23 protein-coding genes are annotated in these 25,178 nt (G+C 58.7%); 9 read left to right on the top strand and 14 right to left on the bottom strand.

Annotated elements, in window-relative coordinates:
* Position 1 precedes the first annotated feature (1 nt).
* Positions 2–1,237, bottom strand: coding sequence for a putative DNA modification/repair radical SAM protein (locus tag RD1_RS00995; RefSeq protein WP_011566566.1), 1,236 nt, complete (start codon positions 1,235–1,237; stop codon positions 2–4).
* A 172-nt stretch (positions 1,238–1,409) separates the two neighbouring features.
* Between RD1_RS00995 and RD1_RS00990 the strand changes: the two genes are divergently transcribed.
* Both RD1_RS00990 and RD1_RS00985 read left to right on the top strand, forming a co-directional pair.
* Entirely contained in the window at positions 1,410–2,123 is a 714-nt protein-coding gene (locus RD1_RS00990) for a cytochrome c biogenesis CcdA family protein (RefSeq protein WP_011566565.1), read from the top strand.
* 21 nt (positions 2,124–2,144) lie between these two features.
* Positions 2,145–2,555: a thioredoxin family protein gene (locus RD1_RS00985; protein ID WP_044032860.1), complete on the top strand. Its 411-nt coding sequence runs from the start codon at positions 2,145–2,147 to the stop codon at positions 2,553–2,555.
* A gap of 95 nt (positions 2,556–2,650) precedes the next feature.
* On the opposite strand, the gene gyrB is transcribed toward RD1_RS00985, so the two are convergent.
* The 9 genes from gyrB to mutM form a co-directional block, all read right to left on the bottom strand.
* Entirely contained in the window at positions 2,651–5,065 is a 2,415-nt protein-coding gene (gyrB, locus tag RD1_RS00980) for a DNA topoisomerase (ATP-hydrolyzing) subunit B (RefSeq protein WP_011566563.1), read from the bottom strand.
* A gap of 78 nt (positions 5,066–5,143) precedes the next feature.
* Positions 5,144–5,764: a LysE family translocator gene (locus tag RD1_RS00975; RefSeq protein ID WP_011566562.1), complete on the bottom strand. Its 621-nt coding sequence runs from the start codon at positions 5,762–5,764 to the stop codon at positions 5,144–5,146.
* Positions 5,761–6,861, bottom strand: a complete 1,101-nt coding sequence (gene recF / locus RD1_RS00970) for a DNA replication/repair protein RecF (protein ID WP_011566561.1) — start codon at positions 6,859–6,861, stop codon at positions 5,761–5,763. Before recF ends, RD1_RS00975 begins: the two co-directional genes overlap by 4 nt.
* Before the next feature lie 57 nt (positions 6,862–6,918).
* Complete coding sequence (gene dnaN, locus RD1_RS00965; RefSeq protein WP_011566560.1) at positions 6,919–8,037, bottom strand: DNA polymerase III subunit beta; 1,119 nt, start codon at positions 8,035–8,037, stop codon at positions 6,919–6,921.
* Between the two features lie 141 nt (positions 8,038–8,178).
* A complete protein-coding gene (dnaA, locus tag RD1_RS00960) occupies positions 8,179–9,543 on the bottom strand; it encodes a chromosomal replication initiator protein DnaA (protein WP_011566559.1) in 1,365 nt (454 codons plus the stop codon).
* A 507-nt stretch (positions 9,544–10,050) separates the two neighbouring features.
* Positions 10,051–10,314: a 30S ribosomal protein S20 gene (gene rpsT / locus RD1_RS00955; RefSeq protein WP_011566558.1), complete on the bottom strand. Its 264-nt coding sequence runs from the start codon at positions 10,312–10,314 to the stop codon at positions 10,051–10,053.
* Positions 10,315–10,485: 171 nt separating this feature from the next.
* Positions 10,486–10,893: an META domain-containing protein gene (locus tag RD1_RS00950; protein WP_011566557.1), complete on the bottom strand. Its 408-nt coding sequence runs from the start codon at positions 10,891–10,893 to the stop codon at positions 10,486–10,488.
* 28 nt (positions 10,894–10,921) lie between these two features.
* Positions 10,922–11,698: an enoyl-CoA hydratase gene (locus tag RD1_RS00945; protein WP_011566556.1), complete on the bottom strand. Its 777-nt coding sequence runs from the start codon at positions 11,696–11,698 to the stop codon at positions 10,922–10,924.
* 64 nt (positions 11,699–11,762) lie between these two features.
* Positions 11,763–12,614 carry a bifunctional DNA-formamidopyrimidine glycosylase/DNA-(apurinic or apyrimidinic site) lyase gene (mutM, locus tag RD1_RS00940; protein ID WP_011566555.1) on the bottom strand — a complete coding sequence of 284 codons (852 nt, stop codon included), beginning with the start codon at positions 12,612–12,614 and terminating at the stop codon, positions 11,763–11,765.
* A gap of 217 nt (positions 12,615–12,831) precedes the next feature.
* Here mutM and ubiE point away from each other — a divergent pair, with 217 nt between their 5' ends.
* Together ubiE and ubiB are read left to right on the top strand one after the other, a co-directional pair.
* Positions 12,832–13,584 carry a bifunctional demethylmenaquinone methyltransferase/2-methoxy-6-polyprenyl-1,4-benzoquinol methylase UbiE gene (gene ubiE, locus RD1_RS00935; RefSeq protein ID WP_011566554.1) on the top strand — a complete coding sequence of 251 codons (753 nt, stop codon included), beginning with the start codon at positions 12,832–12,834 and terminating at the stop codon, positions 13,582–13,584.
* Positions 13,585–15,132: a 2-polyprenylphenol 6-hydroxylase gene (gene ubiB, locus RD1_RS00930; protein ID WP_011566553.1), complete on the top strand. Its 1,548-nt coding sequence runs from the start codon at positions 13,585–13,587 to the stop codon at positions 15,130–15,132.
* Positions 15,133–15,141: 9 nt separating this feature from the next.
* Here the strand turns inward: ubiB and RD1_RS00925 are convergent, their stop codons facing one another.
* Positions 15,142–16,320 (bottom strand): acetyl-CoA C-acyltransferase family protein, encoded by a 1,179-nt coding sequence (locus tag RD1_RS00925; protein ID WP_011566552.1) that lies wholly within the window; start codon positions 16,318–16,320, stop codon positions 15,142–15,144.
* A 121-nt stretch (positions 16,321–16,441) separates the two neighbouring features.
* Between RD1_RS00925 and RD1_RS00920 the strand changes: the two genes are divergently transcribed.
* The 3 genes from RD1_RS00920 (at position 16,442) to tdh (ending at position 19,327) form a co-directional block, all read left to right on the top strand.
* Positions 16,442–17,005 (top strand): helix-turn-helix domain-containing protein, encoded by a 564-nt coding sequence (locus RD1_RS00920; RefSeq protein WP_011566551.1) that lies wholly within the window; start codon positions 16,442–16,444, stop codon positions 17,003–17,005.
* Between the two features lie 94 nt (positions 17,006–17,099).
* Entirely contained in the window at positions 17,100–18,287 is a 1,188-nt protein-coding gene (locus RD1_RS00915) for a glycine C-acetyltransferase (protein ID WP_011566550.1), read from the top strand.
* Entirely contained in the window at positions 18,284–19,327 is a 1,044-nt protein-coding gene (tdh, locus tag RD1_RS00910; RefSeq protein ID WP_044032859.1) for an L-threonine 3-dehydrogenase, read from the top strand. The genes RD1_RS00915 and tdh overlap by 4 nt, the downstream gene beginning before the upstream one ends.
* A gap of 64 nt (positions 19,328–19,391) precedes the next feature.
* Here the strand turns inward: tdh and serA are convergent, their stop codons facing one another.
* On the bottom strand, positions 19,392–20,987 hold the full coding sequence (serA, locus tag RD1_RS00905) for a phosphoglycerate dehydrogenase (protein ID WP_011566548.1): 1,596 nt from the start codon (positions 20,985–20,987) through the stop codon (positions 19,392–19,394).
* Between the two features lie 42 nt (positions 20,988–21,029).
* A complete protein-coding gene (locus RD1_RS00900; protein ID WP_011566547.1) occupies positions 21,030–22,193 on the bottom strand; it encodes a phosphoserine transaminase in 1,164 nt (387 codons plus the stop codon).
* A 323-nt stretch (positions 22,194–22,516) separates the two neighbouring features.
* On the opposite strand from RD1_RS00900, the gene serB reads away from it, so the two are divergent.
* The gene (serB, locus tag RD1_RS00895; RefSeq protein WP_011566546.1) at positions 22,517–23,392 is read left to right on the top strand and encodes a phosphoserine phosphatase SerB; all 876 of its coding nucleotides are present in this window, start codon (positions 22,517–22,519) and stop codon (positions 23,390–23,392) included.
* A 7-nt stretch (positions 23,393–23,399) separates the two neighbouring features.
* On the opposite strand, the gene RD1_RS00890 is transcribed toward serB, so the two are convergent.
* Positions 23,400–24,380 carry an asparaginase gene (locus tag RD1_RS00890; RefSeq protein ID WP_011566545.1) on the bottom strand — a complete coding sequence of 327 codons (981 nt, stop codon included), beginning with the start codon at positions 24,378–24,380 and terminating at the stop codon, positions 23,400–23,402.
* Positions 24,381–24,553: 173 nt separating this feature from the next.
* On the opposite strand from RD1_RS00890, the gene RD1_RS00885 reads away from it, so the two are divergent.
* Positions 24,554–25,084 carry an invasion associated locus B family protein gene (locus tag RD1_RS00885; protein WP_011566544.1) on the top strand — a complete coding sequence of 177 codons (531 nt, stop codon included), beginning with the start codon at positions 24,554–24,556 and terminating at the stop codon, positions 25,082–25,084.
* Positions 25,085–25,178 lie beyond the last annotated feature (94 nt).

Here is a 25,178-nt window from a genome sequence, read left to right as displayed (position 1 = left end):
GTCAGAAAAGGCTCATCTGTTGCGGCGGCGGCGCAAAGCGGGCGCGCAGCGTGTCACTGTCGGTGAGGTTGCGCGGCGTCCACCCGAGAGCCGTGATGAAAGGCTGCGCCTTTTTCATCGACGCCCCCATACGCGCAAGGTCTTCGTAGCGCAGCGTGCGGTGTCGGCGGGTCGAAAGAATGCGGCCAACGGTTTTCGTCCCGAAACCGGGGACGCGCAGCAGCATGTCACGACTGGCCGTATTCACATCAAGTGGAAACAGCCCACGGTGCGCCAGCGCCCATGCCAGTTTCGGGTCAATATCGAGATCCAGATTGCCATCCTTGCGATGCCCGGTAATCTCCTCCAGATCGAACCCATAAAACCGCAACAACCAATCCGCCTGATACAGCCTGTGTTCACGCTGCAACGGCGGGCTGATCAGCGGCAACTTAGCCGATGCATCCGGGATGGGTGAAAAGGCGGAATAGTAGACGCGTTTCAACTTGTAGCTCGAATAGAGCCGCGTTGATTGTCCCAAAACGGTGCTGTCGGTTGCATCATCCGCGCCGATAATCATCTGCGTTGACTGGCCAGCAGGCGCAAAGCGAGGGGGACGGCGGCCCGTATGCGTGCGATCCTTTGCGACCTCTTTGCGTAGGCGCACATCTGCCATGGCGCGCCGGATCTGCTCGGGGCTTTTCTCAGGCGCATGTTGTTTGACGGCTGCATCGGTCGGCATTTCAACATTGATCGACAAGCGATCCGCCAGCAGGCCGGCCTCCTCGATCAGTTCAGGAGCGGCGTCGGGGATCGTCTTGAGGTGGATGTAGCCACGAAAATTCTCTTCCTTGCGCAGTTTGCGCGCGATTTGCACCATGTCCGACATCGTCGCGTCGGGCGACCGGATGATCCCCGAAGACAGAAACAGCCCCTCAATATAGTTGCGGCGGTAGAATTCGATCGTCAGTTTCACCACCTCATCCACAGAAAACCGCGCGCGCGCGACATTGGATGAGGCGCGATTGATGCAATAGGTGCAGTCATAGATGCAGAAATTGGTCATCAGTATTTTCAACAGGCTGATGCATCGCCCATCCGGCGCATAGGCATGGCAGATACCGCTGCCTTCATTCGACCCGAGGCTCTTGCCGCCGCGCGAATCCCGTTTGGTCGAGCCAGATGACGCGCAGGACGCGTCATATTTTGCCGCGTCGCTGAGAATCGCCAGCTTTTGTTCCAGTGATAATCTCGCCATTTGTTCTGTATATGTTCTCCCTTGCATTCCCGCAATATGGTTTTCACCCCTGCGACAAACGGACAATGCGAAGCCTGACGACCCGTGTGTGTCACAAAACCCACGACCATGTGAAACCGCGTCACCGGATCGTTTGATGACAGCGCGGTGCTGCACGCCTTAAGTGGCCGTCATGGAATTACTCTTTGCATATGGAGCGGGTTTGCTGACCCTGATCAACCCCTGCGTTGTGCCGGTCTTGCCCATCGTGATCGCCAGCGCTTTTCAGTCCAGCCGTTTTGGGCCAGTCGCCCTGTCCGGGGGGTTGAGCCTGTCGTTCGTGACCTTGGGCGTGGGCGTCACGGCCTTTGGACAGGCGCTTGGGGTCGACATCGATACGATCTCAAAGATCGGGGCTGGGTTGATGGTGCTATTCGGTCTTGCGCTGCTGGTGCCACAGGCCGGGGCGGTCATGGCTGGGGCAACGGCGGGCCTGTCGTCGCAGGCTGATGCACGCATCGACACGCTGGATCGCGGCGGACTGCGCGGGCAATTCCTCGGTGGATTGCTGCTCGGCGCGGTGTGGAGCCCCTGCATCGGTCCAACGCTGGGGGGTGCGATCTCGCTCGCGTCACAGGGCGAAGGGCTGCTGCGCGCGACCACCATCATGGTGTTCTTTGCCGCCGGTGTCTCGACCCTGATCCTTGGCCTTGCTTACGGCACACGCGGTGCAGTCGGACGCTATAATACACAGCTACGCGCCCTTGCCTTGCGCAGCCGCCCCATTCTCGGCGTGGCGTTCGTCGCCGTTGGACTGGGCCTTTTATTCAACTTGCATCACATGATCGAAGCCTGGATGATCGGCGTTCTGCCGGCCTGGCTGATCGACCTTTCCGTTTCACTGTAAGAACAACCTTAGGAGACCCACATGGATCGTCGTCATTTTCTTTTGCTCACCGCAGGGGCCGCTGCGCTGCCCTTTGCTGCCAACGCCGCCCCGCTCGCCTATGAGCCGGGACTGGTGGAAAAGCACCTGAAAGCTGGTGACACCGTCTTTCTGGACTTCAAAGCCAGCTGGTGCAGCACCTGCGCGGCGCAAGAGCGGGTTATCAACGCGCTGAAAGCGGAAAACCCGGAATACGAGGCCAAGATCACCTTCATCGACGTTGATTGGGACGACCACGGCAAATCGGATCTGGTCAAACGTATGAACATCCCACGCCGCTCAACGCTTGTGGTGCTGAAAGGCGATCAGGAATTGGGACGCATCGTCGCCCAGACCGGCAAATCGCAGATCAAGGCGTTGATGGATTCCGCTTTGGGTGCAGCGTCGGCCTGACCTGAACACCCGGCACAAACAGTGTCGGCCAGAGGGAACAGTGAAGTATGGTTTCTCCTCTGGCCGCAGCTGTTGAAAACCAAGCCTACAGCTGGTCAGAAATCGAGGTTCTCAACGCTTAGTGCGTTTTGCTGAATGAACTCGCGGCGCGGCTCCACAACATCGCCCATGAGTTTGGTAAAGAGATCGTCCGCCTCGGCCATATCGTCGACCTTGACCTGCAACAGTGTGCGCGCATCCGGGTCCAACGTGGTTTCCCACAGCTGGTCCGGGTTCATTTCACCCAAACCCTTGTAGCGTTGCAGGGATAGCCCTTTTTCGCCTTCTTGCAGAATGGCATTCAACAGGTCCATCGGACCATGGATCAATTGTGTCCGATCCTTGCGCACCAATGTCGCGGGCAGGTTGTAGACCTCCTGCAGGTGCTCTGTGAAGGAACCACTGCGGCTGGCTTCACCGCCGCGCAGGATGCGCCCGTCCAGTGTGCGCACTTCTTCAACTCCGCGCAGGATACGCGCCAGACGGATGCCGTGATCCTGCGTGATGCGCCCTTGCCAGCCCCGTTCGTATTCAAGCGCAATGAGGTTCAGCCGTGCCGCGACCTTGTCCGCCACGCCCTGCAGGTCTGCATCCACGGCACCGGGTGTAAAGGCACCCGCAATCGCGGCCTGTTCCAAAATGTGGCGCGGGTAATGTGTCGGGAAAGCGTCAAGCACACGGCGCATCTGGCGGGCCAGTTCAACCACGCGGGCGAGGTCTGCACCGGAGATTTCTTCGTTGTTGCCCTGACGTAGCATCGCGCCATCAATCCCCTGTTGGATCAGGTATTCCTCCATCGCGGCCTCATCCTTGAGGTAGACCTCGGACTTGCCACGGCTGACTTTGTAAAGCGGCGGCTGCGCAATATAGAGGTGCCCCTGTTCGATCAATTGCGGCATCTGCCGGTAAAAGAAGGTCAGCAACAACGTCCGGATATGCGCGCCATCCACGTCCGCATCCGTCATGATGACGATCTTGTGGTAGCGCAATTTGTCGATGTTGAATTCGTCGCGACCGATCCCTGTCCCGAGCGCCATAACGAGGTTGCCAATCTCCTGACTGCCCAGCATCCGGTCAAAGCGCGCACGTTCCACGTTCAGGATCTTACCCTTCAGCGGCAGGATCGCCTGTGTCTGGCGGTCGCGGCCAGTCTGCGCAGAACCGCCCGCTGAATCCCCCTCGACAAGGAAGACTTCGGTTTTGGAAGGGTCCTTTTCGGAACAATCCTTGAGCTTTCCGGCCAGAAAATTCACATCCATCGCCGTCTTGCGACGCGTGAGGTCGCGTGCCTTGCGGGCCGCTTCACGCGCGTGCGCCGCTTCGATGATCTTGCCCACGACGATCTTGGCCTCGGCCGGATTTTCTTCGAACCATTCGGCCAGCTTTTCGTTGACCAACCCTTCGACAGCGGGGCGCACTTCGGAGGATACCAGCTTGTCCTTGGTCTGCGACGAGAACTTCGGATCAGGCACCTTGACCGACAGCACGCAGGTCAACCCCTCGCGTGCATCATCGCCGGTAAAGCTGACCTTTTCCTTGCGTGCGATACCGGAGGACTGCGCATAATTGTTGATCGTGCGCGTCAGCGCCCCGCGAAAGCCCGCCATATGGGTGCCGCCGTCGCGTTGCGGAATGTTGTTCGTAAACGGCAGGACGTTTTCGTGATAGCTGTCGTTCCACCACATGGCGACTTCGACGCCGATGTCGTCTTTTTCCCCGGTGATGAAAATCGGCTCGGGCATAACCGAGGATTTCGAACGATCGAGGTATTTGACGAATTCCTTGACGCCCCCCTCGTAGAACAAATCGGACCGCAGTTCTTCGGCAGGGCGCTCGTCGATCAGAATGATGCGCACACCGGAATTCAGAAAGGCCAGTTCGCGCAGGCGCTTTTCCAGCGTCTCGAACGAATAGTCGAGGTTGGAAAACGTCTCGGTCGAGGCCATGAAGCGGACCTCGGTGCCCGTGCGGTCGGTATCGCCGACCACTTCGAGGTGCCTGGTCGTAAACCCGCCTTCAAAGCGGGCGACGTGCTCTTTACCCTCGCGCCAGATGCGCAGTTCCAGCCAGTCCGACAGCGCGTTCACAACCGAAACGCCGACGCCGTGCAAACCGCCCGACACCTTGTAGGAATTGCTGTCAAACTTACCACCCGCATGCAGCTGTGTCATGATGACTTCGGCGGCGGACACGCCCTCTTCTTCGTGGATGCCCACAGGAATGCCGCGCCCGTTGTCGGACACTGACACCGAACTGTCGGCGTGGATTTTGACCGTCACCGCATCCGCATGGCCCGCCAGTGCCTCGTCGATGCCGTTGTCGACAACCTCATACACCATATGGTGCAGACCGGAGCCATCATCCGTATCGCCAATATACATACCGGGGCGTTTTCGGACAGCCTCTAACCCCTTGAGAACTTTGATGGAATTCGCGCCATATTCTTCGGGAGTCTGATCGTTTTCGGACATGTCGTCATACCTTCGTATTTTGACCGAGTTATACGGTTTTTCTCTCCGGTTGTCACGCCGCCGACACAATATTTTGTGTTATAATACAGGGATCAACACACCAACCAGAATAAGCGAGCAGCCAGAGATGACATTGATCCGTGCCAGCGTCTGGGGCCGCGTGATAACGCTGCGGATGCGCCCGACGCAGGCCGCTATCATCAGATTGCCGATCAGCGGAATACACACGGAAGCCGCGATGATCACGGTGACATCAACACCCGTTACATCGCGCAGATCAAAAAACCCGGGCAGCACGCCCATATAGAACAAGACCGCCTTGGGATTGCCGAGGATCGCAATGACCCCCGCGGCAAAGCCTGCCGAAACGCCGGGTCTGGTCAACCGGCTGTCAGCACTGATGGAGTGCCGCGCATGCCGGATCAGCGCGATGCCCATCACGATGAACACGCCGCAAGCCACCCAGCGCAGCACGAGCATGAAGACATCAAACACAGAGACGATCCACGATATCCCCAGCACCGCAACCAAGGGCCAAAGGATGTCACCCACGGCCACACCGAACGCCAGTGGCCAGGCAGCCGCAAACCCACCCGACAGCGCACGCGCCATCAGTGCCAGCCAGACCGGCCCCGGTGTCAGAAACAAGATGATCAATGCACCCGCGTAAAGCAACAGGTCGGCGGTGGAGATTGTCATCCGTCCTGCACCGTTGATGCACCGTCCGTTTCGGTGATTTCGAAATACTGCGCGCCGTCGCCCAGCGTATCAAACAGGCTCTTTTCCGTGCCCGTCATCCAGGCCTGCGCGCCGAGTGCCGTGATTTCATCGTACAATGCGGCACGCCTGTCCGCATCCAGATGCGCCGCCACCTCATCTAGCAAAAGCAGTGGTGCGGCACCGGAGTCCTGTGCCAGCGCGCGGGCATTGGCGAGGATCAGAGAGACCAGCAAGGCTTTCTGTTCGCCTGTCGAGCAATCCCTGGCCGCAACGCCCTTGGCGCGATAGGTGCCGATCAGATCCGCGCGATGGGGCCCGACTAGTGTGCGACCCGCCGCGAGGTCCCGGCTGCGGCTGTCTGCAAAAGCATCGCGCAGGGCGGTTTCCCCATCGGGCAGGGGCGCATCATTGTGGATCAACTCAAGTTCAGCCGCAGGAAAGGCGGTGGTCGCATCTGATTGCGCTGCTGCCAGTTGGCGCAGGGCCATCCGCCGGTTCTGGTCAACCACCACGCCTGCCTGTGCCATTTGCAACTCAAGCGCCTGGTACCACGACGGCTCCCGAACCATATTCTTGAGCAAACGGTTGCGCTCGCGCATTGCCTTTTCATAAGCCAGCGTGGCATCTGCATGGCCCGGCTCGAAACTCAGCGTCATGCGGTCCAGAAAGCGCCTGCGCCCCTCCGCCCCTTCGATCCACAAACGGTCCATGGAGGGGATCAGCCACAGAACCCGCGATACGCGCCCCAGCGCGGTCTGTGCAGCGGTCTTGCCGTTGATCCTGACCTGACGGGCGGCCCCTTCCTGCGACCATGTCTCAACCTCCTGATGCTGGCCCAGCGACATTACCTGTGCCGTGATCTTCCAGCCCAGAGCCTCTGGCCGCCGGGTCATGTCCTGCGCGCTGGCACGACGCAGACCTCTGCCGGGGGACAGAAGAGAAACCGCTTCGAGGATGTTCGTCTTGCCCGCACCGTTCGGCCCGAACAGGGCAACGGGCCGCTGGTCCAGCGCAAAACGTGCCACGCGGTGGGACCTGAAGTGCGAGACCATGAGATCGGTCAGATGCAGGGCCATGAAATGCCCCCCAGCTCGTTCGTGGCTATCCCGGCCAAGGGCAACAAGAGCAAGGCATCAGACGCGCATCGGCATGACGACATACACGGCAGACAGGTCATTGCCTTCACGCATCAGAGTCGGATCGCCCGATGAATTGAACAGAAAGACGGCGTTTTCACGATCCACCTGACTGGCGATCTCCAGCAGGTATTTCGCGTTGAACCCGATTTCCAGCCGCTCATCGCCATAGGCCACGGCCAATTCCTCTTCGGCGGCACCGCTGTCCGGTGCGTTGACGGACAGAACCAACCGGTCTTCGTCCAGTTGCAGCTTGACCGCGCGCGAGCGTTCAGAGCTGACGGTTGCCACCCGGTCCACCGCACGGGCAAAATCCGCCGCATCCACTTCCAGCTTGCGCGTGTTGCCTTGCGGAATGACCCGCGTGTAATCGGGGAAGGTGCCATCAATCACCTTGGACGTCAGGGTGATATCGGGCGTGGCAAAGCGCACCTTGGTTTCCGACACGGAAACCGCGATTGTCATCTCGTCATTGTCGAGCAGTTTGCGCAGCTCTCCAACCGTTTTGCGCGGCACGATCACGCCGGGCATATCGTTTGCGGCCTCGGGCAGGTCCGCGTCAATGCGCGCAAGCCTGTGCCCATCCGTCGCCACGCAGCGCAATACGTGCCCGCCGTCGGCATCCGCCACATGCATGTAGACGCCATTCAGATAATACCGCGTCTCTTCGGTCGAGATCGCGAATTTCGACTTGTCGAAAAGACGTCGCAGCACGGGTGCCTTGACAGAAAAATTCGACTGATACTCGGACGTCGCCATCACCGGGAAGTCTTCCTTGGGCAGGGTTGCCAGCGAAAAGTTTGACCGACCGGCCTCAACCGTCAGGCGGCCGATGGCACTATCCGCGGTCAGGGTCACAAGCGCGCCGTCGGGCAGTTTGCGCACGATCTCATGCAGGGTAGTGGCAGAAACAGTCGTCGCCCCGGCGCGTTCCACCTGCGCGGGGGCCTTGTCGACAACTTCGATATCAAGGTCGGTGGCGCGAAAGGTCACATCGCTGCCTTCAGCTTCGATCAACACATTGGCAAGGATCGGGATGGTGTTGCGACGTTCCACAACCGACTGTGCCTGAGACACCGCTTTGAGCAGGGCCGCGCGTTCGATGCTGATTTTCATTGTGCCACTTCCTAATCCACAGTCGGGACAGGCAAATTACCCTGTTTGGCCGACTTCACAAGCGTTTTGTGGATTTGTCGTAGGATAACGGCAGGGCGTCAAGGTCTGCAGGCCAGATGAGGGCGCGCAGACCTCTTTTTGTCACTCTTCCAGCGCGCGGCGCAGCAATTCGAGGTCTTCGGCGATCTGCCCGTCCTGAATCTTGAGCTCTTCGATGCGTTTTACACCATGCATGACCGTCGTGTGATCGCGCCCGCCAAAGCGGCGGCCGATTTCAGGCAGGGAGCGCGACGTCATCTTTTTGCTCAGATACATGGCAACCTGCCGGGGCCGCGCATATGAGCGCAACCGCTTGGGTCCGATCATGTCCGACAGGCGGATGTTGTAGTGATCCGAGACCTTGCGCTGAATTTCCTCGACGGTGATCTTGCGCTCGGAGGCGCGCAACACGTCAGACAGACAATCCTGCGTCAGTTCCATGTCGATCTCGCGCCCCACCAGGGACGCAAAGGCACACAGGCGTGTCAGCGCGCCCTCAAGCACCCGCACATTGGTCGAAATCCGATGCGCAAGGAATTCCAGAACCCCGTCCGAAATATCAAGGCCGGGGTAGTTCTTGCGTTGCTGTTCCACCTTGCTTTGCAAAATGCCAAGCCGCAATTCGTAATCGGTCGGGTGCAGATCGACCACAAGCCCACATTGCAGGCGCGATTTGACACGCTCTTCCATGTCCTTGATTTCACCCGGTGCGCGATCGCCCGAAATGATGATCTGCTTGTTCTGATCCACAAGCGCGTTGAAAGTGTGAAAGAACTCTTCCTGCGTGCTGCCTTTGCCCGCGATGAATTGCACATCATCGACCATCAGCACGTCAACGGATCGAAAGATTTCCTTGAAATCCATCATCTTGCGGTCGCGCAGGGCCTGAACGAAGCGGTACATGAATTGTTCTGCCGACAGGTAGAGCACATTCATTTCCGGCCGGCGCAGGCGCAATTCATGCGCAATGGCGTGCATCAGGTGCGTTTTACCCAAGCCCACACCGCCGTAGAGGAACAACGGATTAAAGGTGACGGGGCCGCCTTCGGCAACGCGCTTGGCGGCGGCGTGGGCCAGTTCATTCGGTTTGCCGACAATGAAGTTGTCAAAGGTGAACCGCGCATCCAGTGGCGCCGTGCTCAGCGTGCTGCGCGGTGTTTTCTCAGCCGGCGCGCGCGGGGCGGTCGCCTGTGCCGGACGCGCGGGTTTCGTGGTGGCATTCACATGCGACGGCACCGCAAAGCGCAACCGACGCACCGCCGGATCCTCCTGCCGGACCTCATGCAAAATCAGATCCGCGAAATTCTGGCTGACATAATTGCCCAGAAAATTTGTTGGCACCTCAAAAGTTGCCACACCATCCTGTGTGCTGCCGAACTCAATCGGTTCGATCCAGTTTTTGTAATTGTTCTGACCAACCGTTTTGAGCAGTCTCTGCTGTAACTGACCCCATTGTTCTTTCGTCATCTTCGACCTGCGTTCCTTAAGCTTTTCTATGCCACAGCCTTTCACCGAAAGACCGGTCCCCACACACCACTCATCGCCCAAGGCTCCGCCAAGCCCTTCCCACAAGGAAAAGGCGTCGCCCTTCGGACAATTTACAGAGAATCCCCAACCCGTCTTGGGCCCGACAGCCCACGCTCAGATCGGATCAGGTGACCCCAACCGTACTCAATTCAGACAGGGCAAATCGCTGCCGTGGCAGTACTTGCAGACTGAAGATAGCTTGGTGCTATCTTATCCAGTTCTCGCTGTTCATGATGTCGGTGCAAACGACGAAAAGCGAGGCCTGTCCCCCCATGCGACGTGAATCGCTGTACTGTGTTAGCAACTTCCAAAGTGGTCGGGCAACAGAACTTCATTGTTGACTCAGGGTATTGGGTAAAAGAATCCCTAAGGTCGCAAAAATGCCATTAATCGGCATAAAAAAAACGCCGCTGAGCGACGTTTTTATTAACCATAGTTAACAGAAAGTTAACCGAGGACCTTAACCCGTGCAGCAAGACGGGACATCTTCCGTGCGGCCGTGTTCTTGTGAAACACACCTTTTGTTACACCGCGCATGAGTTCAGGCTGCGCTGCGCGTAAAGCCGCCGTTGCTGCCTCTTTATCACCGGAGGCAATCGCCTCTTCTACTCTGCGCAGGAATGTGCGGATGCGCGAACGGCGTGCTTTGTTGATCTGAAAACGTGCTTCGTTCTGACGGGCGCGCTTCTTGGCTTGGGGCGAATTTGCCATGCGTGAAAAACCTTTCCTGGGTTTGTTGTCTCAATTCATATCGCGCGACGGCAAGCCCAGACGTGAACGGTCTGTCCACTGGTGATTCTAGCCTGAGCGGGCTGCACGCGCATGTCTGCCGCGTGCTATAGGCGGTTTGACCGGGTTTGCAAAGCCGAAAATAGACGCTGTTCAGTCCCAGTCGCGCTGGCGCAACCGCATGACCACGCGCGCCGCCGCATCCGACAACGTCAGTTCAGTGCCCGAGCGGTCGAATTGTCGGACACTGTCCAGTGTCTGCAAAAACCCGAATTCCTGCTGCATGATCTCTTCCGGGCAGGCCATCATCGTCGCTGCAGCAGGACCGAGCAGAATCGCATCACCATTCGTGACGAACCGGCCCCGTATGGAGTTGCACCCGCCGTTGCCAAAATAGCGTCCATCCTGTTCGAACCGGATGAAGACGTCACGCGCGCTTTCAAACGGCTGTGCCTGCATTTTGGTTGGTTCCCATTCGGAGCCCGGCAGCATTTCCGCCTGCGCAGCCCCGCCCAGAGCCAGCAAGGTCGCAGCCATCGCATGTTTGATAGGGTGAGCCATCGTGCTGTGTCCTTCGCTATTTCTGTAATCAGCGGTCGCGGAACTGTGCTTCGCGCTTTTCGACAAAGGCGGACATGCCCTCTTTCTGATCCTCGGTCGCAAACAGCGAGTGGAACATGCGCCGCTCAAACAGCAGACCTTCGCGCAGGGTCGTTTCATAGGCCCGGTTCACGGCTTCCTTGACGACCATGACCGACACCATGGATTTTTCCGCGATGCGCTGTGCCGCGCCATGTGCTTCATCCATCAGTTTCTTGCAGGGCACGACGCGGCTTACCAATCCGGAACGCTCTGCCTCTTCGGCGTCCATGAAGCGACCGGTCAGATTCATATCCATCGCTTTTGACTTGCCCACCAGACGGGTCAGCCGCTGCGTGCCGCCAAGGCCAGCCACCACGCCGAGGTTGATCTCGGGTTGTCCGAACTTGGCCGTCTCTGAACAAATGATGAAATCACACATCATCGCCAATTCGCACCCACCACCCAAAGCATAGCCTGAAACAGCGGCAATGATCGGCTTGCGCACGCGCATGATCTCTTCTGTCTCTGCGGTGAACAAATCACCCGAGAACACTTCGACAAAGCTCTTGTCCTTCATCATCGAGATATCAGCGCCCGCCGCGAAGGCTTTTTCTGATCCGGTCAGGATTATGCAGCGGACCTTGTCGTTATTCTGTGCAGCTGTGAGCGCATTTGCCAATTCGCTCATCAACTCATCATTCAGCGCATTGAGCGCATCGGGACGGTTCAGTGTGATCTGTGCGACGTGGTCTTCTACGTCTACGATGATCGTTTCATAAGCCATGAAGAAAGCTCTTTGTTGTTGACCTGAATGCGCAGTCTCTACCACTCCATTGGGCTGGTTCAAGCTATCTTTGGCATTGCGCGCAATAGAAAGATGAGCGTCCTGACTGCACGATTCGCTTGATTTGTCCCGTGCAACCCTCCCCCTTGCAGGGCGCGCCCTCCCGTCCGTAGACATCAAAGCTGTGCTGAAAATATCCAAGCTCGCCATCGGCTTGCTTGAAATCACGCAAGGAAGACCCCCCTGCCTCGATGGCCTCTGCGAGGACCTCGCGGATAATTGGCACAAGCGTGGCGACGCGTGCGCCAGAAATCTTGCCCGCTTTGCGTATGGGGTGAATTTTTGCGCGAAAAAGCGCCTCGCACACATAGATATTGCCCAGACCGGATACGATCCGCTGATCCAGCAGGACGGATTTCACCGGCGAATTCCTGTTTTTGAACGCCTCAATCAGATGTGATTCATGAAAGTCATTGCCCAGCGGTTCCGGCCCGAGCACCGACAGCAGCTTATGCGTATCTGCACTGGCTGTCTCCATCAGGTCCATCGCGCCAAAACGGCGCGGGTCGTTAAAGGTGATGCGCGCGTTATTGGCCATATGGAACACCACATGGTCGTGTTTTTCCGGCGCCGGATGGCTGTGGACAAACTGCCCGAGCGGATCCCCCGATACCAGCATACGGCCCGACATCCCAAGGTGAACCAGCAGGGTTTCCCCGCTATCGAGGTCCATGAGAATGTATTTCGACCGTCGCCGCAGCCTCTCCACCCGTTTGCCCGTCAGCCGCGCCGCCATATCGGCAGGAAAGGGCCAGCGCAGATCAGGGCGATTCACATCCGCCCGGGCGATCACGACGCCCTCCATCGCCGGGGTCAGGCCACGGCGCACGGTCTCGACTTCGGGGAGTTCAGGCATGTTCGGTCAGCTTTCTTGTGATGGCGGGGGCAGGCTTTGCAGCGGGATCAGGCGCGGCAGTGACTTCAAGGCACATTTTTGCAACTTCCCCTTCCCCGTTCTTGCCAAGTTTCTTCGGGCGTCCTACGCATTCGGACCGCTGTGACGAAAGGGACGCATTGTGCCCAGCCCTTCGCGCTCTATAACAAAGCTCGAAAGCCAAGGACCACAAGTGCCGATGACCGACGACAGCAACAAAACCACCCATTTTGGATTTGAAACCGTGCCTGAGGGCGAAAAGGCCGGGCGCGTGCAGGGCGTCTTTTCCTCGGTGGCCAGCAAGTATGACATCATGAATGACGTCATGTCCGTCGGCATTCATCGTTTGTGGAAAGAAGCGATGATGGATTGGCTGGCGCCGCGCGCGGGCCAAAAGCTGCTGGATGTGGCGGGGGGAACGGGTGACATTTCGTTCCGTTTTCTCAAGCGCGCCGGTTATGGCCACGCCACCGTGCTGGATCTGACCGAATCCATGCTGGTTGAGGGGCGTAAACGCGCCGAAGCCGCCGCCATGGCTGACCAACTTGATTGGGTCACGGGCGATGCCATGGCGCTGCCCTTTGCGGACAACACTTTTGACGTTTACACGATCTCCTTTGGCATTCGAAACGTCACGCGTCCGCAGGAGGCTCTGAACGAAGCCTTTCGCGTATTGCGCCCGGGCGGGCGTCTGATGGTGCTGGAATTCAGTCAACTGCCCAATCCCGCGATGCAGAAAGCCTATGATCTTTACAGTTTCAACGTGATCCCGCGCATGGGGCAGGCCATCGCGGGGGATCGCGACAGCTATCAGTATCTGGTTGAATCGATCCGCAAATTCCCGGATCAGGACACGTTCTTGAAAATGGTGCGCGATGCCGGGTTTGAGAATGCGAAATTCCGCAACCTGAGCATGGGCATCGCCTGTCTGCACTCTGGCTGGAAACTCTGAATGCGCGGACCTCACAACATCTGGCGACTGATCCGGACAGGCGCCACGCTGGAACGCACCGGCGCGATGAAGGTTGTCCTCGACGCCTTTGAAGCGCCGCGGGCCGTGCGTTTTGTCGCCCGCGCCTTGGGTATACCGTTCAAGTTTTTGGGTTACTACGGTGATCCGTCCATGCCCCCGGCCACACGTGCGCTGACGGCCCTTGGCCCGGCATACATCAAGTTCGGGCAAATCCTGTCGACCCGCCCGGACGTTGTGGGCGATGAACTTGCCGTGCAACTGCGTGTCTTGCAGGACAAGCTGCCGCCTTTTTCCGTCGCAGTGGCCAAGGCTGAAGTGTCAAAGGAACTGGGCGTTCCGGTGGATCAGGTATTTTCAGAATTCAGTGAACCGGTCGCTGCGGCGTCGATTGCGCAGGTCCACCGCGCAAGGATCGCCAGCACGGGCGAAGATGTGGCGGTCAAGGTCCTGCGCCCGGGCATTGAGCGGGCGTTCAACAAGGACGTCGATGCCTTTTATCTGGCGGCGCGCATGGTTGAACTTTTTGCTCCCGGTGCGCGACGCTTGCGCCCGATGGACGTGATCGAACATTTTGACGGGGTCGTGCAGGGGGAACTGGACCTCCGGCTGGAATCCTCTGCCGCGTCGGAATTTGCCGCGACCACCAAAGACGACGAAGGTTTCCAGCTGCCCGAAATCAAATGGGATCTGTCCGCGCGACGGGTCATGACACTTGGCTGGGCGGCGGGCGTTCCCTTGGGCGATAATGACGCGATAGATGCCGCCGGACACAACCGGGTCGAACTGGGCAATCGCGTCTTGCAGCTGTTCCTCAATCACGCGCTGCGGGACGGGTATTTCCACGGGGATATGCATCAGGGCAACCTGAAGGTCGCGCCCAATGGTGATATCGTCGCCTATGATTTCGGCATCATGGGCCATATCGACGAATACACCCGCCGGGTTTACGCCGAAATCCTGTTCGGGTTCATCCGCAGGGATTACAAGCGTGTCGCCGAAGTGCATTTCGAGGCCGGTTATGTCCCGGCAGACAAGGATGTGGATGAATTTGCCCGCGCCCTGCGCGCAGTGGGCGAGCCGATTTTTGGCATGGACGCATCGAAAATCTCAATGGGTCGTTTGCTGAATTACCTCTTTGAGGTAACAGAACGCTTTGGCATGGAAACCCGCACTGAGCTGATCCTGCTCCAGCGGACCATGGTCGTCGTCGAAGGTGTTGCGCGCTCACTGAATCCCCAGATCAACATCTGGGAAGTCGCAAGCCCGGTGGTGAGCAATTACATCTCCCAATCCATCGGACCGCGCGCGACACTCAAGGATCTGGCGAAAACCGCCCGCGTGCTGGCGCGCTTTGGCCCGCGCTTGCCCGTGATGGTCGAGAACGCCCTGATCCGCACGTCCAATCCGCAGCCCGTGCGCAGGGAAAATAGCTGGGGCAAGTGGATTGTGGGCGGGCTGATTCTCGGGGTCACGATCGGGGTATCGGGGTCCCTGACCCTGATCGCGGTTGATCTGATGTTCTTTTGAGCGCGGCGGTTAAAGTCGCTCAATCGCGAGCGCGATGCCCTGACCACCGCCGATGCACATGGTAATCAACGCCCGTTTGCCGCCGATCCGTTCCAATTCATACATCGCCTTGAGGGTGATGATCGCGCCTGTCGCTCCAACCGGATGACCCAACGCGATTGCGCCGCCGTTCGGGTTCACCTTGGCAGCACCCAGGCCCAGTTCCTGACTGACGGCCAGCGCCTGCGCGGCAAAGGCCTCGTTGCTTTCCACAACGTCAAAATCCGCGACCGACAGGCCCGTGCGCGCCAGCAGGTTCTGAACCGCGGGCACCGGGCCGATGCCCATCACTTCGGGGCGCACGCCTGCATGCGCATAGCCCAGAACGCGCGCCTTTGGTTTCAATCCGGCCTTTTGCGCAGCGTCACCCGTTGCCAACACAATCGCGGCAGCACCATCATTGATGCCGCTGGCATTGCCTGCGGTCACAGACCCGTCTTTCTGGAACACGGCGCGCAGCCCCGACAAGGCCTCAAGAGTTGTCGCCTTGGGGTGCTCATCCACCTCGAAGGCCACCATGTCCCGTTTTACCCGGACCTCAACGGGCGTGATTTGCGATTTGAAATACCCCGCCGCGATGGCATCTGCTGCCCGCTGCTGGCTTTGCAGGGCGAATGCGTCCTGTTGAGCACGGGTGATGTCATGCTCTGCCGCGACGTTTTCAGCTGTGACGCCCATATGCCCCGTTCCGAACGGACAATTCAGCGCGCCCAGCATCATATCCAGCGTCTTGACGTCCCCCATTTTTGCACCCCAACGCTGTTGCGGGATGATGAAGGGCGAACGCGACATGTTCTCGGCGCCACCCGCAAGGGCGAAATCCGCATCACCCAGCATAAGAGACTGAATGACCGAGACAATCGCCTGCGCCCCTGAGCCGCACAGACGATTGACGTTCATCGCCGGGACCGTTTCAGGCACGCCCGCCTGCATCGCGGCCACACGGCTCAGGTACATGTCCTTCGGTTCGGTGTTGATGACATGACCAAAGGCAACATGCCCGATCTGCGCCCCCTCGACGCCTGACCGTTCCAATGCCGCCTTGCTGGCCACGGTGGCGAGATCAATGGGGGACGTTGCGGCCAATGCGCCACCAAACGTGCCGATTGCCGTGCGCGCGCCGTCCAGAATTACGATCTCTTTGGTCATGATGCCCTCCGCTTGCTTGTGGCGGCCACTATGCGGGTGTCACATCGGATTGTCAGCAAGGAGTTATGCTGATGTTACGTCATTTGTTGACATCGTCCTGTATACAAGTGAATTATCCAATATGGCGGACGACAGAGACGATATCCTCGGGCAGTTGCCGGCACGGTTGAAAGACGCGCGCCGGGTGCAGGGCCTGTCACTGGATGCGGTTGCCAAGCTGTCCGGGGTGTCGAGGTCCATGGTCAGCCAGATCGAGCGCGGGGAAAGCAGCCCGACCATTTCGACCCTGTGGAATCTGACGCGGGCCCTGCAGGTGGATTTTGCCGGATTACTCGACGTTGCATCGACGCAATCCAAGATCGAAACACTGCGCTCAGCTGATGTTCCAACCATCGAAAACCTCGGCAAAGGTCTGCGTATCAGGATTTTGTCGCCTCCCGAAGAGGCGGGTAATCACGAAGTATATGAATTGGTCTTCTCGCTGGACGGTGTGCTTGACAGTCAGCCGCATACCCGTGGCGCGCGTGAACATCTGACCGTGATCGAAGGGGTCGTTGATGTCACCAGTGCAGATAACACCAGCCGACTGGAGGCTGGGGATACCGCCCGCTACAGCGCTGACGTGCCGCATCAGATCAGGGCAATCGGTGCCGCACGCGCCTTTTTGGTGGTTCAGAACGCATAAATCCGTAATAACAGATTAATTCCGTAATAGTGTTATTCCCCTATTTCGGAATCACATCCGATATGGTAGACATGGCCCAAAGGAGAGTTCAGCCATGACACAAGCCTATCTGACGCATATCAGTGCCACGCTCGATCAGATTGCAAACGACGGCATGATGAAGAAAGAGCGTGCGATCACCTCGCCGCAGGCCGGGAACATCGATGTCGGGCCCAAATCGGTCATCAATCTCTGCGCGAACAACTACCTGGGGCTGGCAGATCACCCTGAGCTGATTTCTGCCGCGAGGTGCGCGATGGAACCGCGTGGGTTCGGCATGGCCTCGGTGCGCTTCATCTGTGGCACGCAGGACCTGCACCGCCAGTTGGAAGCGCGGTTGGCGCAATTCCTGCAGATGGATGATGCGATCCTTTTCGCGGCCTGTTTTGACGCGAATGGTGGCCTGTTCGAACCGCTTCTGGGGCCGGAGGATGCCGTCATATCCGACGCGCTGAACCACGCCTCGATCATTGACGGTATCCGGCTGTGCAAGGCGCGGCGCTATCGCTACGCCAATTCCGACATGCGTGATCTGGAAGGCCAGTTGCAGTTGGCGCGCGATGAGGGTGCCCGCTTTATCATGATCGCCACGGATGGTGTGTTCAGCATGGACGGGTATCTCGCAAAACTGTCCGACATCAAGGCATTGGCCGATAAATACGACGCGCTGCTGATGGTTGACGATTGTCACGCGACCGGGTTCATGGGTCCTCAGGGGCGTGGCACGCCGGCGCATGCCGGTGTGTCGGCGGACATCCTGACCGGCACGCTGGGCAAGGCATTGGGCGGGGCCATCGGGGGTTACATCGCCGGGCCGCAACCGATTGTTGATCTGTTAAGGCAGCGCGCGCGGCCTTACCTGTTTTCCAATTCCTTGCCGCCATCAATTGTTGCGGCGGGTCTCAAAGCACTTGATCTGGTCGAGGCCGGGGATGATCTGCGCGCGCAGTTGTTTGAAAATACGGCATACTGGCGCAACGGCCTTGAGGCGCTGAATTTCGATCTTTTGCCCGGCGCGCATCCGATTGTTCCGATCATGCTGGGCGAAGCGCAATTGGCGCAGGATATGGCGGCGCAGCTTTTTGATGAGGGCGTGTTCGTTTCGGGTTTTTTCTATCCGGTTGTGCCGCGCGGGCAGGCCCGGATCAGAACGCAGATGAATGCCGCGTTGAGCAAAGATGATCTGGACAAGGCGCTGGAGGCATTCGCCGTGGTTGGACGCAGGCTTGGAGTGATAAAATGAGCAACGAAATGAAGGCCTTGGCGAAACTGCATGCCCGTGAAGGGATCTGGATGACCCAAGCGCCGGTCCCGGAAATCGGACCCGACGACGTGCTGATCAAGATCAACAAGACCGGGATCTGCGGCACCGACATTCACATCTGGAACTGGGACGAATGGGCGGCGGGCACCGTTCCTGTTCCCATGATCACAGGGCATGAGTTTGCCGGTGAAATCGTTGAAGTCGGCCGCAATGTGACCGACCTGTCTATCGGACAACGATGCTCCGGTGAGGGGCATCTGATCGGCAAGACCTCGCGCCAAAGTCGGGCGGGGAAGTTCCACCTCGATCCGGCGACACGGGGCATTGGCGTGAATGAGCAGGGTGCCTTTGCACAATTCCTCAAGTTGCCCGCGTTTAACGTCGTGCCGCTGCCGGATGATATTTCCGATGACATCGGCGCGATCCTCGACCCGTTGGGCAACGCTGTGCATACCGCCCTGAGTTTCGATCTGATTGGCGAGGATGTGCTGGTCACGGGCGCAGGCCCGATCGGGATCATGGCAGCCGCGGTGGCCCGTCATGCCGGCGCGCGCCATGTCGTGATTACGGATGTGAATGCCGACCGGCTTGCGCTGGCCTCTCGGGTGGCGGACGTGGTGCCGGTCAATGTGGCGCAAGACGATCTGAAACAGACCATCGCGGACCTTGGCATGAAACAGGGGTTTGACGTGGGGTTGGAGATGTCGGGCAACCAGCAGGCGCTGGATCAGATGGTTGATGCCATGACCATGGGCGGGCGGATTGCCATGCTCGGTATTCCACCCGGAAAGTCCCCGGTCGATTGGAGCCAGATCGTTTTCAAAGCCATCACCATCAAGGGTGTCTACGGGCGCGAGATTTTCGAGACATGGTACAAGATGATCGCCATGCTTCAAAATGGGCTGGATGTGTCGCAGGTGATCACCCACCGCTTTGCCGCGGACGAGTATGAGGCCGGATTTGCAGCGATGAAATCGGGCAAGTCAGGCAAGGTTGTGCTGGACTGGACGACCGCTTGACCCGCAAACCAATGGGCAAGGCAAAGGCATCAAAGCGCCCCTGCCTCACCCTGAAACGCGCAATTTATGCGACGTCAAAAATCAGCGGTTTCACCTGCGTGAACATGCCCGTTTTTTCCAGCTTTTTGATGACCGGCGCCGGCACCTGATCATCCACATAGAGCAACGCAATGGCTTCGCCCTTTGCTTCGGCACGCCCCAGCGTAAAGTTCGCAATGTTCACGCCGTTTTCGCCCATGGTCTGGCCCAGCGTGCCGATGATACCCGGCACGTCCTCGTTGGTGGTATAGAGCATATGCGCACCGACTTCGGCGTCAATCTGAATGCCCTTGATCTGGATAAACCGGGGCTTGCCGTCCGAAAACACGGTGCCTGCGATGGAACGCTCGCGCTTGTCGGTAACGACCGTCACCTTGATGTATCCATCAAATACGCCGGACTTGCTTTGGTTCGTGGTCGAGATCGTGATGCCGCGTTCCTGTGCGATGACGGGGGCCGACACCATGTTCACATCCGGGTTCGCCTTTTTCATGATGCCCGCAATCACACCGCAATTCAGCGCGGAGAGGTTCATTTCGGCCACGGACCCGTCATAGAGGATGTTGATCGCCTTGATCGGCTCATCCGTCATCTGACCGATAAACGCGCCCAGATGCCCGGACAGTTTGAGCCAAGGGCCCATCACCTTGGCCTCTTCGGCGGTGACGGATGGCATGTTGAGCGCGTTGCTCACCGCGCCGGTCAGCAGATAGTCGGACATTTGTTCGGCCACCTGAAGGGCGACGTTTTCCTGTGCCTCGCTGGTCGCCGCGCCCAGATGCGGGGTGCAGACGACATTGGGCAGATTGAACAACGGGTTTTCCGTCGCCGGTTCCTGCGAGAACACGTCAAAGGCGGCCCCTGCCACATGGCCCGATTTGAGGGCTGCGGCCAGCGCCTCTTCATCCACCAGACCGCCGCGCGCGCAGTTGATGATCCGCACACCGGGTCTCATCTTCGCTATCGCTTCAGCGCTCAGGATATTCGCCGTCTGGTCGGTGAATGGCACATGCAGGGTGATGAAATCCGCGCGTGCCAAAAGCGCGTCAAGTTCAACCTTTTCTACGCCCATCTTCTTGGCTTTTTCCTCGCCCAGAAACGGATCGTAGGCGACAACCTTCATCTTGAGGCCCTTTGCGCGGTCGCAGACGATGCCACCGATGTTCCCGGCCCCGATCACGCCAAGTGTCTTGCCCGTCAATTCAACGCCCATGAATTTCGACTTTTCCCATTTGCCCGCGTGGGTCGAAGCGGAGGCCTCGGGAATCTGGCGCGCCACCGCGAACATCATCGCAATGGCGTGTTCGGCCGTCGTGATCATGTTGCCGAAGGGCGTGTTCATCACGATGATGCCTTTCTTGGAGGCTGCATCCTTGTCGATGTTGTCGGTGCCGATCCCGGCACGCCCGATCACCTTGAGGTTGGTTGCCGCGGCGATGATCTTCGCGGTCGCCTTGGTCGCAGAGCGGATGGCGAGGCCGTCGTAATCGCCGATGATCTCGGCCAGCTTGTCCTTGTCTTTTCCAACATCCGGTTGGAAATCCACGTCAATGCCCCGGTCCTTGAAGATCTGAACAGCGGCGGGTGACAGTTTGTCGGAAATAAGTACTTTGGGAGCCATCTTGTTGGTCCTTTTTTGAAGTCTGGAATGGTGTTGCGCGCGTTACGCGTTGATTTCGGCTTCGAAGGCCCACGCGAGCCAAGGCAGCATTGCGGTGATGTCCGAGGTCTCGACCGTGCCACCGCACCAGATACGCAGCCCGGCAGGCGCTTCGCGATAGGCCCCGATATCAAGCGCCACGTTTTCATCCGCCAGACGCTTTGCCACGGCTTTCGCGAATGCTGCGCCATCCGTGATACGAGCGTCGGTAAACCTCAGGCAAACGGAAGTGTTCGACCGTGTCGCCGGGTCTTTGGCCAGAAAATCGATCCAGTCATGGGCCGCGACGAAGTCAGCGATTGCGCCTGCATTGGCGTCCGCCCGCGCGATCAGACCTTGCAGACCGCCGACCGACTTGGCCCAGTCCAAGGCTTGCAGATAATCCTCGACGCATAGCATGGAGGGCGTATTGATCGTGGCACCGGTAAAAATACCTTCGATCAGTTTGCCGCCTTTGGTGAGGCGAAAAATCTTGGGCAAGGGCCAGGGCGGTGTATAGCTTTCCAACCGCTCGACAGCGCGCGGGCTCAGGATCAGCATGCCATGTGCCGCCTCGCCTCCGAGCACCTTTTGCCAGCTGAATGTGGTCACATCGAGCTTGTCCCACGGCAAATCCATCGCGAATGCGGCCGAGGTGGCATCGCACAGGGTCAGCCCGGCGCGGTCCGCCGGAATCGCATCACCCGACGGCATGCGCACGCCAGAGGTCGTTCCATTCCACGTAAAGCAAACGTCGTGATCGTAGTTCAACGCGGCCATATCCACGATGTCGCCATAGTCTGCCGTGTGAACCGTGTGGGCAATCTTGAGTTGCTTGACCACATCCGTGACCCAGCCCGCGCCAAAGCTTTCCCAGGCAACCATTTCGGCATGGCGTTCCCCCAGAAGCGACCACATGGCCATTTCGTAAGCGCCGGTGTCTGACGCCGGGACGATGCCGATGCGATAGTCGTCGGGCACGCCGAGGACTTCGCGGGTCGTCTCAATCGCCTTGAGCAGCTTCGCTTTGCCCTCAGATGCACGGTGCGACCTGCCGAGCGGTGCATCCGCCAGCTTTTTCAGATCAAATGTCGGTGGTTTGGCGCAAGGGCCTGAAGAAAAACGCGGATTCGCCGGAACGGCGACAGGTTTAGGGGCCGGCCGTGTTGCCGGTTGTTGTATAGCCATTGATGCTATCCTTCCAGATAATCGCCCTTCGTTGGGGAAGGGTGTCCCACTTGCGTGAATAGTTGACGCAGCGCAGCGGCACAACAGCATACCTGACGGATAATCGTGTAAAACTGCGCTTTAGGCTGCACGCCTGTTTACCATCGGAAACAAGGTATCCCGGGATGTGCCTGCTTACCGTGGGGCGCAAAACCAAGAAATGCGCGCATTGAACGTGGCGCATGTTGATGGGACGTTTGAAAAATAACGCGCTGCGTGGTTGCGTTGCAGGGGCGCACCTGTGTACTTCGGCGCGGACTTCGACCCGATGGGATGGCACGCGTATGTTTTCAATCACCCTTATCGCAAAACCCGGAACGCTGGCGCCGGCTTTGGCTGATTCCCTGCGAAACGCCTGGGGTGGTGGCGATGTTGTGTGGCTGTCCCCGGGTGGGGCGGCAGAGTTTCAGGTTGCGCAAAAGCCGGAGAACCTGTGGGAGGTCTGGGCTGAGATGCAGGGCCTCGGGGTTGATCTGGTCGCACAGCCTGCGGCAGGGCGGCGCAAGAAGATGCTGCTGGCGGACATGGACAGCACCATGATTGAACAGGAATGTATCGACGAACTTGCTGACGAGGCAGGCGTCGGAGAGCATGTCAAAGGGATCACCGCGCGCGCCATGAATGGCGAACTGGATTTCGATGCAGCCTTGCGGGAACGCGTCGGGCTTCTCAAAGGTCTGCCGGTTGCAACCATTGAGCATGTGCTATCATCGCGCATCACCCTGATGCCGGGCGGTCCAGTGCTACTGGCTACGATGAAAGCCAATGGCGCGCATGCCGCGCTGGTGTCCGGTGGATTCACCGCGTTCACGCAAGCCATCGCCAGCAAGCTTGGCTTTGACGAAAACCGTGCCAATACATTGCTGGCCAAGGACGGCATTCTTACTGGTGAGGTCGGCACGCCAATCCTGGGTCAGCAAGCCAAAGTCGACGCCCTGCACGACATCACGCAGCGCCTGAGCCTTGCGCCAACTGACGTGCTGGCCGTTGGGGATGGCGCGAACGATCTGGGAATGCTGAAAGCTGCGGGCACCGGTGTCGCGCTCCATGCCAAACCGAGCGTTGCCGCCCAGTGCGATATCCGCATCAATCACGGGGACCTGACCGCGTTGCTGTACCTGCAAGGCTACGCGGAGCAGGATTTTGTGCACCCCGCGTAATGGCCCGTTACAGCAGCGCGGGCGCGGCGCGCATATGGCCTGTGGTGACTCCCCTGCGGTTCAGAATGGGGGCATTCACATATTTCATCGTCGCGGGGTGATCCGGTGCCAGAACGCCCAGTTTGACCAAAATCGCCGCAATCGCGCATTCGGACGCGCGCGTCGTTCCATCGGTGATCTTCAGCGCGATGCCGATCTTCTGTTCGGGGATTATCACATTGAAGAACCCTTCGGCCCCGGTTTTTATGGCAACTTTACCGTCGGTCGCCCGCATCAGGTCCGTACAGGCACGGTTTTCACCCGCCACCAGTTCAGGATGCAGCCGCATCGCCTGATGCAGGCGTGCCTCGGCGCTGTCTTCTGGACTGGCCGCAAACCGGGCCATCGCACGGGCCATTCCATGCAGGCTGCTCGCAAAATTCGGGGCCGAACATCCATCAATGCCAAAGCCGGGCGATGTTTCTGACGTGAGCCTCTCAAACGCCTCCAACACGGCTTTTTGCACCGGATGATCCGTGTCGATGTACCCGCTGTCACCACCGAGGTGTTTGGACAGGGTCAAAAAGCCGGCATGCTTGCCCGAACAATTGTTGTGACGCTGGCACGGTTTCTCACCCGCGATCAGCATCTGGTCATGCGTCACCGGATCATACGGCATATGCGCCCCACAGCGCAGCGCATCATCTGTCAGATCAAGGGTCTCCAGCCATGCCTGAACACGCTGCGTATGCATGGGTGCCCCGCCATGCGATGCACAGGCCAGTGCGAGATGTTGCGGGGTCAGGCCCATGGCATCTGCGGCACCGGAGTCGATCAACGGCAGTGCCTGTATCATTTTGGAGGAACTGCGCGACAACACCACCTGATCCGGGTTGCCCCACGCCTCGATGATCCCACCTGCTGCGTCACAGATCACGGCATGGCCCGTGTGCATGCTCTCCAGAAACGGACCGCGCCAGATTTCGACCATTGGGACCGGTTGAGACATTTTTTTCCTCACGTTTTAGCGAATTTTTGCCAATCAGGCTTTCGCCTCCTGCATAATTTGGGCTACTGTCTGTTTCATCGAGAAACAAGGTCGTCTGTCGGAAAGAGTGGTATAAAATAGCCACCACAGCAGGCTGGTAAATTGAGGTTATGACAGCTGGAGGCTGTAAAAGCATGCGAATTTCGAAGAGTTTCCTCGGGTTGGTCGGTGCATTGTCACTCGTGGGGTCATTAGCCGCCGCGCAAGAGGTCAGCAACAACCGCGTCGCTGCCAAGACCGACTGGAGCGTCTTTGTCGAAGACAATCCGAAAGAATGCTGGAGCGTTTCTGTCCCGACAGAAACGGTGAACACCCGTGACGGGCGCGTTGTGGCGGCCAACCGGGGCGAGATACTGCTGATGGTCTTTTTCCGACCCTCCGCCAACGCGAATGGTCAGGTGGCCTTTACCGGCGGATATCCGTTCCGGGATGGCAGTCAGGTCTCGGTGGAGATTGGCGGCACGGAATATTCCCTGTTTACCGATGGCGACTGGGCGTGGCCTGCGACCGCTGCGGATGATGCCAAGCTGGTCGCCGCGATGAAGCGTGGGGCGGATGCGGTTGTGACTGGCATCTCCAGCCGGGGAACGACCACCAAGGATACGTTTTCCCTTCTCGGGTTTACTGCCGCAACCGAAGACGCGGAAAAACGCTGCGCGGGTTGATCCCGGTCCGGACGTGGCGCAAGGCCCGGCCCGGCGGGCGGTGCTTTTTCTTTTGATCTGATCCAAAAACCCTATATAGAGCGGCATTCAGCCA

The organism is Roseobacter denitrificans OCh 114, from assembly GCF_000014045.1.
Classification (GTDB): domain Bacteria; phylum Pseudomonadota; class Alphaproteobacteria; order Rhodobacterales; family Rhodobacteraceae; genus Roseobacter; species Roseobacter denitrificans.
The sequence above is the reverse complement of the archived record's forward strand: the minus strand, read 5'-3'. Positions and strand labels throughout refer to the sequence as shown.